Below are 12,908 nucleotides of genomic sequence, written 5' to 3'. Positions count from 1 at the left end.
GGGAAAACAAATATAATATAATGATTTAAATGTTGAGTTTTAAATTGATATTCTTTAGATTTGGATTGAACAAAATTAAAGAACATGAAAAAAAATGTAACCTACTTATTAGGGGCTGGGGCTAGTGCAAATGGGATGCCAGTCGTTAAAGAAATGAATAATGCTATTTTTAGTGTCATTTCATTACTTGAGAATTATAAACACAGTAAGAATTTTAATGCTAAGGAAGTACTTCAAGTTGGAGATTTAAAATTCACACAAGAAGAGGCAGCAAATACACTTATATCAAATTTAAAAGATATGGTAGAAAGAGTGAGAAAATTTGGACTATCTGTTGACGCATATTGCAAAAGACAACTTGTTAGAAATCAGCCTGTATCTAACGAATTTAAACATACGTATTCAGTAGCTTTAACGATACTTGAAATACGAGGAAAAGAAATTTTCAAAAACAATCAATTGATAAAGAGATTGAGAGAAACTAGATATAAAGATTTTTTTACAGACCAATTGCACGATTATTCGTTAAAAAAAGAGATTAAAATATTAAGTTGGAATTACGATAATCTTATAGAGTCATCATACGAAGAGTTTTTCGAAAACGATTGGGGGCATAAAACATCCTTTTCAAATCTCAAAATGACAACTAAACATAGAAGCTTCGCCCATAATCCACAAATCTTTAAGTTAAATGGTATGCTTGGCTTCTTGGATAGAGAACATAATGAGCATTATTTTACGAATAAACACTCAACAGTCTTGGAAGACTCAATAAAGGAAATCCTAAGAAGATATATGTTTGCGACTGAAAAAAAACTCTACTCTTTATTATCATTTGCTTATGAAGAAGAATGGGGAGGGGAAAACAGAAGCGTATTAAAATCAGCACTAGAACATACTAAAGACACTAATATTCTCGTAATTTCTGGCTACTCAATTCCAAAATACAATCTAGAGATTGACCGTAAGCTAATTAAAAACATGACTAATTTAGAATTCATTTATATACAAGATATTAACGCTGATGAAGTTGTGTCAAAATATAAAGAGTTTATTCATAGTTCACTTGCTGGAATAAAACCAATAAAAGACTGTAGTACACTCTACATGCCTATTGAGCTTATTGTTTCGTCAACGCAACAATAAATTGCTGTTTTTGTATAACTGTTTACATTTCTTTTTAAGAACTTCTTTTTTAATTACTTTTACCACTTAAACTTTAAAAACTTAAAACATGGAAAAAGCAGATTTGTTGCTAGAAAAAGCAATTGATTTCATCACGCATTATGGTCCCAAAGTCTTGGGTGCCTTACTTATTTATTTTATTGGCTCTTGGATAATTAAAAAGTTGCTTTTGGGCTTCAATAAAATTATGAAAAAAACCAAATACGATTTAATTCTTCAAGGGTTTTTTAATAACCTTTTGTCTTGGTCACTGAAAATTATGTTGATACTCTTAGTTATTTCCACCTTAGGAATAGACATAACTACCTTTGCGGCTATCATAGCAGCGGCTGGTTTGGCGGTTGGTTTAGCTTTGCAAGGTTCTTTAGCTAATTTCGCTGGAGGTGTCCTATTAATGGTCTTTAAACCTTACAGAATAGGCGATCTTATTGAGGCTCAGGGTTTGATAGGTGAGGTTAGAGGAATTGATATTTTTAACACTCAATTGGTGTCGCCTGACAATAAAAGAGTCATTATCCCCAATGGTGCTATAGCTAACGGTAACATTGTTAACTACACGATCGAAGGAAAGATTAGAGTAGATATAAAAGTTGGAGTGGCATATAGTTCAGACTTAAAAAAGGCTAAATCGGCATTGATGGCTGTATTGACAGATCACAAAAAGGTACTTAAAAGTCCCAAACCTTATGTTGGCGTATCGGACTTATCTTCGAGTTCCATTACGCTTGTGGTTAGACCTTATTGTAAACCAGCCGATTATTGGGATGTTTATTTCGATACTTATGAAAATGCAAAGTTGGCACTGGACAAAGCAGGTGTAGAAATTCCATTTCCTCATGTGGTTCATATCAACCGATAAAAAAAAGGGAGAGCAAATTGCTCTCCCTTTTTTTACAAATGTTCGTCAATTAATATCCTAAGCTTATTGCCTTCTGAAGGTCTAGGAGCATCTACATCTATAAATTTACCTTCTTCATCAATAAGAATAAAGCGAGGCACGCTTGAAACCACATAGTCAGATTTAAATTTGGATTGCCAGCCGTTATCCATAATGAGCTGTGTTCCTGGTAGTTGTTCTTCTCCTACCTTTTCTTTCCATAATTCAATATCTTCTTGTTGGTCTATGCTTATGCCTACAAAGCTAAGATTACTTTCTTCATAGTCTTGTAGTAAAGCTTTGAGGTCAGGAATTTCTTGTATGCAAGGTTTGCACCAAGTTGCCCAAACATCTATCAATACAAGTTTGCTTTTAAAATCAGATAAAGATACACTGTTGCCATCTGTATCTTTGAGCGTAAATTCGGGAGCATTTTCTAACATAGCAAGTTGCTTGAGTTCTTGTTTGCTGCGGTAGAAATAACCAATATTTTTCTTAGTCATAGCTATACCTTCTTTTTCTTCGGCAAATATGTGAGAGTCTAAATGCAAACGTTCTAAGGTGTGTATTTCTTTATCAAAAAAGGTATTAAGATTGTGATAGAATTGAGCCGAATCCTTATCAAAGAAAGTAGGGTCTTCGTAAATATTTTTTTCTCTTAATAATACTCTTTTAAAAAGGTAATTGTTAATTTTTTGACCTTTTCCACTAGCATTGATAGTTTCGTCGAAAGAGAGGTAATCTAAGGTAATTTCCATCTCGTCGCCTTCGCTAAGGAATAGGTTGGTAGATTCTTCTCCAATTTCAAAATAATATTCCGCAGTTCTAATGTTTAGGGTATCGTTAAAGTTATTATGTTCATCGAGAATAATAACTTTTTGATAGGCGTCAAAATTGTCATAAATGTAGATGGTGTCTGATGGTGCATTAAGAATATGACCTTTGAGAGTAACGTAGGTTTGGTCTTGCTTTATGCAACTTGCCAAGAATAAACTAATCAAGGCAAATAGAGTAAAAGTTCTTTTCATGAGGGTTTATTTTAATTAGTATTACTTTGCTAATATACGTTATTTTTAAACGCTTTCTGGGTCTTGTTTTGCTATTGAAAACAATACTTTGTTTATGTGGAAAATTATTCTAAATTTGCAACCCTTTTTTAAAGTAAGAGAGGAATTAAATTAAAAACATTAACATTATGAACCATTACGAGACCGTTTTCATTTTGAATCCCGTTTTGTCTGAAGATCAGATGAAGGAGACGGTTCAAAAGTTTACGAAACTTTTGAAAGAAAGTAAGGCAAAAATTGTTGCCGAGGAACATTGGGGGCTAAAAAAGATGGCCTACAGTATCCAGAAGAAAAGAACAGGTTTTTACTATCTTATTGAATTCACTTCTGATGACAAGGAGATAAATAATAAACTTGAATTAGCTTACAAACGTGATGAACGTTTGATGCGTTGGCTAACAGTAAAGCTAGATAAGCATGCTGTAGTATATGCTGAAAGCAGAAGAAAAAGACTGAGTACTAACAAAAAACAGGAGGCATAATCATGGCAGACGATATTAGATACCTATCCCCCGTTGATGTAAACAACAGAAATAGTAAAAAATACTGCCGATTCAAAAAGGCTGGTATTAAATACATTGACTACAAAGACCCTGACTTCCTTATGCGATTCGTCAACGAGCAAGGTAAAATCCTTCCTAGAAGAATCACAGGAACGTCATTGAAGTACCAAAGAAAAGTTTCACAAGCAATCAAAAGATGCCGTCACTTGGCATTGATGCCATACGTTGGCGATATGCTAAAATAATTTACAACTATGGAATTGATATTATTACAAGACGTAGAGAAATTAGGCTTTAAAGATGAGATTGTAAACGTGAAAAACGGATATGGTCGTAACTACTTAATCCCTGGTGGTCATGCTATTTTAGCGACTGACTCAGCTCGAAAAGTTTTAGCTGAAAACTTACGTCAAAGAGCTAAGAAAGAGAATAAAATTATTGAAGACGCTAACAAATTAGCTGAAGGTATCAATGGCTTGACAGTAACTATTACTGCTAAGACTATTGAAGGTGGTAAGCAATTGTTCGGTTCGGTGACTTCTAACCATTTAGCAGATGAGCTAGAAAAGTTAGGTCATAACGTGGATCGTAAATTTGTTAAGCTAAACAATATCAAAACAGTCGGTACGTATGCTGCTGAAGTGCGTTTGCACAGAGAAGTTAAGGCTGCTGTAACTGTTGAAGTTGTTGCTCAATAAATAACACAAATTGAATTTAATGAAAAGCTCTCGAAAATTTCGAGAGCTTTTTTTTTATTCATACCTCAAAGCCTCTATGGGGTCTAGTTTTGCTGCTTTGGCAGCGGGGAAGAATCCAGAAATTAAGCCTACTACAATACATAATGCCACACCTGACATAATCCATACCCAAGGTATGATAAAGCTACTGCCGACAATTAGAGAAGTAAGGTTACCTATAAGGATACCCAAAACAATACCCATTAGCCCACCGATTTGACAAATAACAATAGCTTCAACCAAGAATTGCCATCGAATAATTTTTGAGGTTGCGCCTAAGGCTTTGCGTGTTCCAATTTCTTTGGTGCGTTCCGTTACGGATACCAACATGATATTCATTAAGCCTATGGCAGAGCCAAACAAAGTAATGATGCCAATCACAAGAGCGGCTATGGTTACATATTTTATATTTTCGAACATAATTTGTGTTAGATTATCGCTACGGATAATATCAAAATTATCTGCCTCAACAGGCTTTAACTTTCTTACAACACGCATCTTGGCGATGGCTTGACCTATAGTCGCATTGAGTTTTTCAGCATTTATGGATAATACGCTGATGGTGAATGATTGACCAGGGTAACCAAAATATTGCCTAGCATTAGTCAGAGGAATAAGACAAGTTTTGTCTCCACCAAAACTCATACTAGCTCCTTTTGCTTCAAGAACACCAATGACTTTAAACTTGTTACCACCTATAGAAATAATTTTACCTAAAGCCTTAGATGAGCCGAAGACGCTTTTTTTGACTTCTTCGCCAATAATAACCATATGCTTCCCTTGTTGGATTTCATCTAAAGTGAAGTTTCTCCCTTCAGCTAATTTATACCCTGCTGTCAAGATATAATTCTCGTCTGTGCCCGTAATGTTGATGTTAGGGTCACTCTTTTTAGATTGATAAGTGATAGTAGCTGTAGAACTCGCCCACGACGATATAGAAGTAGTAATGGGAAATTCATTTTTAAACCTTATGGCTTCGGCATAGCTAATGGAAGCGTAGCGTTTTGGTTTAGTGCCTTTTTTACCTATTCTGATGGACGAGCTTTTGTTTCTAATGTTAAAGGTATTAGCACCCATGCTAGTAAAGTTATCGCTAATGGAAGATTTAATGGATTCGATAGCTGTCTGTATGCCTACCAAAGCAGCAATACCTATAGCTATAATAAAAATAGTTAGTACGGTTCGAAGTAGGTTTGTTCTAATGGATTGCAGAGCAATTTTTATATTTTCTACCATTAACTTCATAGAGTGCTAATGTACGATTTTGTCTTGTTAAGATGAATTAAAAAAAGTACTTTTGCAAAAGCTAAAAAATAAGGAATATTAAACTAAAAATTAAAGATATATGGCATTTGACATTGATATGATAAAAGCAGTTTATGCGAAATTTCCAGAACGCATAGCACAAGCAAGAACAGTAGTTGGTAAACCTTTGACCTTAGCTGAAAAGATATTGTACACACACCTATGGAACGGTCAGGCAGAGCAAGCCTTTGAACGAGGTGCTGATTATGTTGATTTTGGACCTGATAGAGTGGCTATGCAAGATGCTACTGCTCAGATGGCATTATTACAATTTATGCAAGCGGGTAAGGACAAAGTTGCTGTGCCTTCAACAGCCCATGCCGACCACCTTATTCAAGCTAAAATAGGTGCAGACAAAGATTTACAAGAAAGTTTAAATACCAACAATGAAGTGTTTAACTTCTTGAGTTCGGTATGTAACAAATACGGCATTGGATTCTGGAAGCCTGGTGCTGGAATTATTCACCAAGTGGTATTAGAAAATTATGCTTTCCCTGGTGGTATGATGATAGGAACCGACTCACACACCGTTAATGCTGGTGGTTTGGGTATGGTTGCTATTGGTGTTGGGGGCGCCGATGCAGTGGATGTGATGGCAGGTATGCCTTGGGAGTTAAAATTCCCTAAATTGATAGGGGTAAAACTAACTGGTAGATTAAACGGTTGGGCTTCTGCCAAAGACGTTATTTTGAAAGTAGCAGGTATCCTAACTGTTAAAGGTGGTACAGGTTGTATAGTAGAATACTTTGGCGAGGGGGCACAATCCTTATCGTGTACAGGAAAAGGGACTATTTGCAATATGGGAGCAGAGATAGGGGCTACTACTTCTACTTTCGGATACGACGATAGTATGGAAAGATACCTTAGAGCTACCGATAGAAACGATGTGGCAGATGCCGCCAATACTATTAAAGAACACCTCACTGGAGATGCTGAAGTTTATGCTAATCCTGAGCAATATTTCGATCAAGTTATTGAAATTAATCTTTCGGACTTAACACCTCATTTGAATGGCCCATTTACGCCAGATTTAGCTACGCCAGTAGCCGAGATGAAAGAAAAAGCAGTGGCTAACGATTGGCCATTAGATATAGAATGGGCGCTCATAGGTTCTTGTACCAATTCATCTTATGAAGATTTGACACGTGCGGCCTCTATTGTCGAAGATGCAGTAGCCAAAGGACTTGAGCCTAAAGCTACCTTAGGAATTAATCCGGGTTCAGAGCAAGTACGCTACACAGCAGAACGAGATGGACTTTTAGACACTTTTAATAAATTCGAATCTACTCGTATTTTCACTAACGCTTGTGGGCCTTGTATTGGTCAGTGGGACAGAGAAGGTGCAGAAAAGCAAGAAAAAAATTCCATCGTTCATTCGTTTAACAGAAACTTTGCTAAACGTGCCGATGGAAATCCTAATACCCACGCTTTTGTGGCATCGCCAGAAATGGTAGCGGCAATAGCTATTTCGGGAAGATTAGATTTTAACCCTATCACTGATAGTTTAGTCAATAAAAATGGCGAGTCTGTACAATTGGCAGAGCCAACAGGTCTTGAATTACCAACTCAGGGCTTTGATGTAGAGGACAATGGCTATCAAGCACCAGCCCAAGATGGGAGTGGAGTAGAAGTTGTGGTCAAAGAAGACTCTAACCGATTACAAATATTAACTCCTTTCAAAGCTTGGGACGGTGGCAACATTACCCATGCTAAACTATTAATCAAGGCAGAAGGCAAATGCACTACCGATCATATTTCTATGGCAGGACCTTGGTTAAGGTTTAGAGGACATTTAGATAACATTTCTAACAATTGCTTAATTGGAGCAGTTAATGCTTTTGGAGGTGCTACTAATAGTGTAGTCAATCAATTAGATGGTAGTAAGGACGAAGTGCCTAATGTAGCACGAGCTTATAAGGCTGCAGGTGTAGATACTATTGTAGTAGGTGACCACAATTATGGTGAAGGTTCCTCACGAGAGCATGCCGCTATGGAGCCTCGTCATTTGGGGGTTAGAGCAGTCATTGTAAAATCTTTTGCTAGAATTCACGAGACCAATTTGAAAAAGCAAGGGATGTTAGGCTTAACTTTCGCTAATGAAAGCGATTACGATTTGATTAGAGAAGATGACACTTTTAACTTTGTAGATTTATCCGAATTTGCACCCAACAAAACCCTAACTTTAGAAGTTGTTCATGCCGATGGTTCTACTGATAATGTTGTTTTGAACCACACTTATAATGCTCAGCAAATTGACTGGTTTAAAGCCGGTTCGGCCTTGAATTTAATTCGTGAGCAAAATGCTTAAACAATTTTACAAATACAAAAAAAAAGCCCTTCAAAATGAAGGGCTTTTTTAGTTTTAGTAAACTTAAAGTAGAATAAAAAAAAACCTTTAAAATCCGTTTATCGTTAATTATTCTGTTTTGTCGTTAAAAACCCGTATTTCATCGAAATACGGGGGGGGGGGTAGATTCAAAAAAAATTGTTAATCTTTGATTCAAATTAAAAAATCTTTATAGCTATGAAAAAAACGTTATTCTTTTTAGTTGGTATGTTAGCTAACATATCGCAAGTATTCTCACAAGTCAGTTTGGGAGTTGCTGATAATACAAACTCGCCTCTTCCAATAGATGCTTATTACACTTATTCATACTCTCAAACCATTTATTTGGCTGATGAAATTAACACTTCTGGAAGTATTGACTCTATTTGTTTTAGAACATTATCCGGAACTAATCTTTTTAGTTCAAACGATTGGTTAGTTCTTGTAGGCTATACTCCATTATCAGAATTTGGATTTGAATGGATTAATGCTGCTTTATTAGATACCGTTTTTGATGGTCAAATTAGCATTACTAATGACACAGTTTATATTCCCTTCGACAATGCCTTCTTTTATGATGGCAATCAAAACCTTGTAATAGCTGTACTGGAAAAAACTCTTGGATATAATGGTTCGTTGGATAGATTTTATTGTACAAATACGCCAAATAGTAGGTCTCGTGGATTTGCAACAGATTTAGGTCCAATTGATCCATATACAATTACTGACGGTAATAATATCAATGCCTTTTCTGATATAACCTTTTTTGGTATTTCTCAATCGTGTCCACAACCAAGTAATTTAGTTGTTGATAGTATAAACTCTAATTTTGTAGCTTTCAGTTGGAATGGTAATAATTTCGATTTTGAAGTTGATTTAGGTGAAGATGGATTGCCTTTAGGACAAGGAAACGTCTTCTCAACACAACTAGATTCTGTATCAGTTGATACTTTATTGTCAGCAACAAATTATCGTATTTATGTAAGAGAGATTTGTGGTGTTGGTGATACGAGTGCTTGGACAGGTCCACTTTCATTTACAACGGCTTGTGGAATTTATATGCCAGATTATTTACAAGAATTTACAGACTTCCCACTTTTATGTTGGGAAATGAATAAAGGACAGATTTCTGATTCTACTGCATTTGAAAGTGTTTCGAATTTATGGGTTGAAACAGGCTTTGCAAATTCAGGTGGTTATTTAGGTACAGGAGCGATAAAAACAAATTTATACTCAAATACTAAAGAATGGCTTATTTCGCCAACAATTGATTTAGGTAATTCTTCAACAGACTTTCAATTATCGTTTGATGCAGCTCTTACACAATATAACATTTCTAATTCAGGAACTTTTGATGCAGATGATTCAGTTTTTGTAGTGATTTCAACTGATAATGGAATAACTTGGAGTCAGAACGATATACTTTACCAGTGGCATGAAGGGGTTTCTTTATCCAATAGTGGTGAAGAGATTGTAATTGATTTGAGTGACTATACCGGTTTAGTTAAATTGGCATTTTATGTTTTTTCTAGTACGACTGCGAGTGATTTAGATTTCTTTATTGATAATTTTTTAATTAGTTCTAAACCACCATGTCCACAACCAACACTTCTTTCTGTTTCCAATATTGAACAAACTAGTGGGACTATTAGTTGGACCGGAGCAGATTCACTTTATTTTGTCGAATATGGTGTGGTCGGTTTTACTCAAGACACGGCTAATATTGTAAATGTAATTAACGATACATTAATTGTTACAGATTTATCGCCAAATACCGATTATGAATTTTATGTGAGTAGTTTTTGTGATGATGGTGATACCAGTTTATGGTCTGGTCCTATTGCCTTTACAACATTATGTGAAAATTTTATAGCACCAACACAATTACAGACTTTTGATGTAATAGCACCAGATTGTTGGGTCGAAGCTAAAGGCTTAATTTCAGATAGCACGAATTTATCATTTCATGATGCTATTTGGACAAGTGATTTTTTTGGTAATAATGCGTTAAATTCTATGTCAGCTAAAGTAAATTTATTTGGGTCTAATATTAAAGAATGGCTAATTTCACCATCTATTGATTTAGGTAATAACGGTCAGAATTTTCAATTAGAGTTTGATATAATTGGAACGGCTTATAGTGGAGTTGGTCCTGCAGAGATTGGAGTTGATGATACAGTAAGAGTATTAATTTCTACTGATAATGGCATAACTTGGAGTAAGCAAAATAGTTTAGATGTTTGGACATCTACTACAGGCATACCAAATACATCAACACACCAAGTTTATGATTTATCTTCTTATTCTTCTCTGGTAAAATTTGCTTTCTATGCTGAAAGTACACAAAGCGGAAATGATTTTAATTTCTACATTGACAATTTTAAAGTCAAAAAATGTACTCAACACTTAGTATTGACTGATACAGTATGCAATAGCTATACTTCACCTATTTCAGGAAATGTATATACTCAAACAGGTGTTTATACAGATACAATAAGTAATACTATGTGTGATAGTATTTACACCATTAATCTAACTGTAAACTCTACCTCTTTAACTTCAGTTAACGTATTAGAATGTGACACCTTTATATCGGCTAATGGAAATATATATACTCAAACTGGTACATATATAGATACTATTCAAGATATGTTTAATTGTGATAGTATAGTTGAAACTAACCTTTCTATAATGTATGTGGACTTGATGTTAGGTCAAACTCAAAATATCTTTTTAAGTTCAAATGAAACTGACCCTGCGGCAACTTATCAATGGCTTAATTGTTCGGATTTATCTCCAATCAGTGGAGCTACTTCGAGACAATATACAGCTACTGCTCTTAATGATTACGCTTGTCAAATTACCATCGGTAATTGTACAAAAACAACCGAGTGTATTACTGTATCATCTTTAGATACTGGTCAAGTTTCCATAAGTCAGTTTAGCAAGTCGGATATCAAAGTTTATCCAAACCCTAACAATGGACAATTTACTCTTGAGTTGAGTGATAAACCTCAAAGTCAGTTGAACCTTACCATTAGTAATGCCTTAGGACAAATTGTTCATCAGCAACAGCTAATAAGTATAACTAATAGCATTGACTTGGCTAATGTCAATAAAGGAATTTATATTATGGATTTATCTAGTCCAACACAATCGTTAAAGACAAGGATTGTTATTGAGTAATAACCTAAGATTACTTAATGCAATAAAAAAGTAGGAGTTTTCACTCCTACTTTTTTATTGTTTGTCCTTTAATAGAGTTCTGTAATTATCTATAGCCACGAAATAATCGGGGTCTTCTAAGACGTTAACATCGCATATTTTGTCAGCCCTTTTTATTAGTGCTATACAGTCTTTTGAAAGGTGTCTAAGGTGTACACTTTTATTGTTTTTCAAATATTTTTCACTGAGCTTATTGATGCACTCTATAGCCGACTGGTCCATAATACGAGATTCTTTAAAGTCAATAATAATCTCTTTTGGGTCGTTGGCAACATCGAATTTACTATTGAATAATTCTACACAGCCAAAGAACAAAGGACCATAAATTTCGTAGTGTTTTACGCCGTGCTCATCAACAAATTTTCGTGCTCTAATGCGTTTAGCATTTTCCCATGAAAAGACTAAAGAAGATACAATAACACCAGCCAGTACGGCAATAGCCAAGTCAAACATAACCGTTAGTCCTGTTACTAAAACAATCACAATAACATCAGCTAAAGGGACTTTGTTCCAAACCTTTAAACTACTCCATGCAAAGGTGCCAATAACAACCATAAACATAACACCTACTAGAGCAGCAATAGGTACCATTTCTATGTAGGTCGATGCAAAAAGTATGAAGCATAACAAGGCTAAAGCTGCCACAATCCCTGACAGTCTGCCTCTACCTCCTGACTTGATATTGATAATACTTTGACCAATCATGGCGCAACCGCCCATACCGCCAAAAAATCCGTTGATGATATTGGCGCCACCTTGAGCCACACACTCTCTATTGCCGCTACCTCTTGTTTCGGTCAATTCGTCTATGAGGTTTAGCGTCATCAATGATTCTATCAAACCAATAGCCGCTAGAATTAAAGCATAGGGGCTAATGAATTTTAAAGTTTCCCAATTCAAATCAATTAAAGGAATATTAAATGTTGGCAAACCAGCTTTGATACCTTCTCCACCACTAGCAACAATAAAAGATTTGACGGTTTCAGTTTCTATACCACCGAAAATAACAATCAAAGAAACTACAATAATGGCAGTCAAAGCAGCAGGTACTTTTTTAGTTATCATAGGAAGAAAAACCATAATAGCCATTGTCAGAGTAACCAAAGCTATCATGTAAATCAAATCTTGACCTTCTAGCCACTGCCCATTGCTTTTGAACATTCCCAGTTGTGATAAGAAAATTACTATAGCTAATCCGTTAACGAATCCTAACATCACGGAGTGAGGTATCATACGTACAAACTTCCCTAATCTAAATAGTCCGGCGGCAGTTTGAATAATACCAGCTAATATGAGTGTGGCAAACAAATACTGTAAGCCCATAGAACTGTCACCGCCTAAGCTATTGCCCTCACTAACTAAGTGAACCATAACCACCGCTAAAGCTCCAGTTGCCCCTGATATCATTCCAGGTCTGCCTCCAAAAATAGAGGTAACTAAGCCCATCATAAAGGCACCATACAATCCAACTATTGGAGAAATACCTGCCACAAAAGCAAAGGCGACAGCCTCAGGGACTAGAGCTAAAGCTACAGTAAGACCAGATAGAATATCGTCTTTAATACTGCCATTAGTTCTGTCAATGAATTTGAAATTTTTAAGTGAAATCATTTGTATAATTTAAGTCGGCAAAAGTAAGTTATTCGAAGAAAAAGGAGTGCTTTATTGCATTTAATTATCATA

Annotated in this window: 10 protein-coding genes; 7 read left to right on the top strand and 3 right to left on the bottom strand. The window is 35.5% G+C overall.

The genetic code is table 11. The features are described from left to right. Nucleotides 1-84: 84 nt before the first annotated feature. Together ISP71_04900 and ISP71_04895 are read left to right on the top strand one after the other, a co-directional pair. On the top strand, nucleotides 85-1,146 hold the full coding sequence (locus ISP71_04900; protein MBL6663424.1) for a hypothetical protein: 1,062 nt from the start codon (nucleotides 85-87) through the stop codon (nucleotides 1,144-1,146). Between the two features lie 88 nt (nucleotides 1,147-1,234). Further along, nucleotides 1,235-2,044, top strand: coding sequence for a mechanosensitive ion channel family protein (locus ISP71_04895; protein ID MBL6663423.1), 810 nt, complete (start codon nucleotides 1,235-1,237; stop codon nucleotides 2,042-2,044). Nucleotides 2,045-2,076: 32 nt separating this feature from the next. Here the strand turns inward: ISP71_04895 and ISP71_04890 are convergent, their stop codons facing one another. Next, complete coding sequence (locus ISP71_04890) at nucleotides 2,077-3,090, bottom strand: TlpA family protein disulfide reductase (GenBank protein ID MBL6663422.1); 1,014 nt, start codon at nucleotides 3,088-3,090, stop codon at nucleotides 2,077-2,079. Nucleotides 3,091-3,257: 167 nt separating this feature from the next. Between ISP71_04890 and ISP71_04885 the strand changes: the two genes are divergently transcribed. The 3 genes from ISP71_04885 to ISP71_04875 are packed head-to-tail and all read left to right on the top strand — an operon-like array spanning nucleotide 3,258 to nucleotide 4,330. Then, nucleotides 3,258-3,611: a 30S ribosomal protein S6 gene (locus ISP71_04885; protein MBL6663421.1), complete on the top strand. Its 354-nt coding sequence runs from the start codon at nucleotides 3,258-3,260 to the stop codon at nucleotides 3,609-3,611. Between the two features lie 2 nt (nucleotides 3,612-3,613). Further along, nucleotides 3,614-3,877, top strand: a complete 264-nt coding sequence (locus tag ISP71_04880) for a 30S ribosomal protein S18 (protein MBL6663420.1) — start codon at nucleotides 3,614-3,616, stop codon at nucleotides 3,875-3,877. Nucleotides 3,878-3,886: 9 nt separating this feature from the next. Next, the gene (locus ISP71_04875; GenBank protein ID MBL6663419.1) at nucleotides 3,887-4,330 is read left to right on the top strand and encodes a 50S ribosomal protein L9; all 444 of its coding nucleotides are present in this window, start codon (nucleotides 3,887-3,889) and stop codon (nucleotides 4,328-4,330) included. Nucleotides 4,331-4,384: 54 nt separating this feature from the next. On the opposite strand, the gene ISP71_04870 is transcribed toward ISP71_04875, so the two are convergent. Beyond that, nucleotides 4,385-5,614 (bottom strand): ABC transporter permease, encoded by a 1,230-nt coding sequence (locus ISP71_04870; GenBank protein MBL6663418.1) that lies wholly within the window; start codon nucleotides 5,612-5,614, stop codon nucleotides 4,385-4,387. A 100-nt stretch (nucleotides 5,615-5,714) separates the two neighbouring features. Here ISP71_04870 and ISP71_04865 point away from each other — a divergent pair, with 100 nt between their 5' ends. Both ISP71_04865 and ISP71_04860 read left to right on the top strand, forming a co-directional pair. Continuing rightward, nucleotides 5,715-7,982 carry an aconitate hydratase gene (locus tag ISP71_04865; protein ID MBL6663417.1) on the top strand — a complete coding sequence of 756 codons (2,268 nt, stop codon included), beginning with the start codon at nucleotides 5,715-5,717 and terminating at the stop codon, nucleotides 7,980-7,982. Between the two features lie 216 nt (nucleotides 7,983-8,198). Next, a complete protein-coding gene (locus ISP71_04860; protein ID MBL6663416.1) occupies nucleotides 8,199-11,186 on the top strand; it encodes a fibronectin type III domain-containing protein in 2,988 nt (995 codons plus the stop codon). Between the two features lie 54 nt (nucleotides 11,187-11,240). Here the strand turns inward: ISP71_04860 and ISP71_04855 are convergent, their stop codons facing one another. Then, a complete protein-coding gene (locus ISP71_04855) occupies nucleotides 11,241-12,836 on the bottom strand; it encodes a SulP family inorganic anion transporter (GenBank protein MBL6663415.1) in 1,596 nt (531 codons plus the stop codon). Nucleotides 12,837-12,908: the final 72 nt, after the last annotated feature.

The sequence above is a fragment of the Flavobacteriales bacterium genome, from assembly GCA_016779995.1.
Lineage (GTDB): Bacteria > Bacteroidota > Bacteroidia > Flavobacteriales > UBA7312 > UBA8444.
Note: the sequence above shows the minus strand (reverse complement) of the source record. Positions and strands in the feature narration are given on the sequence as shown.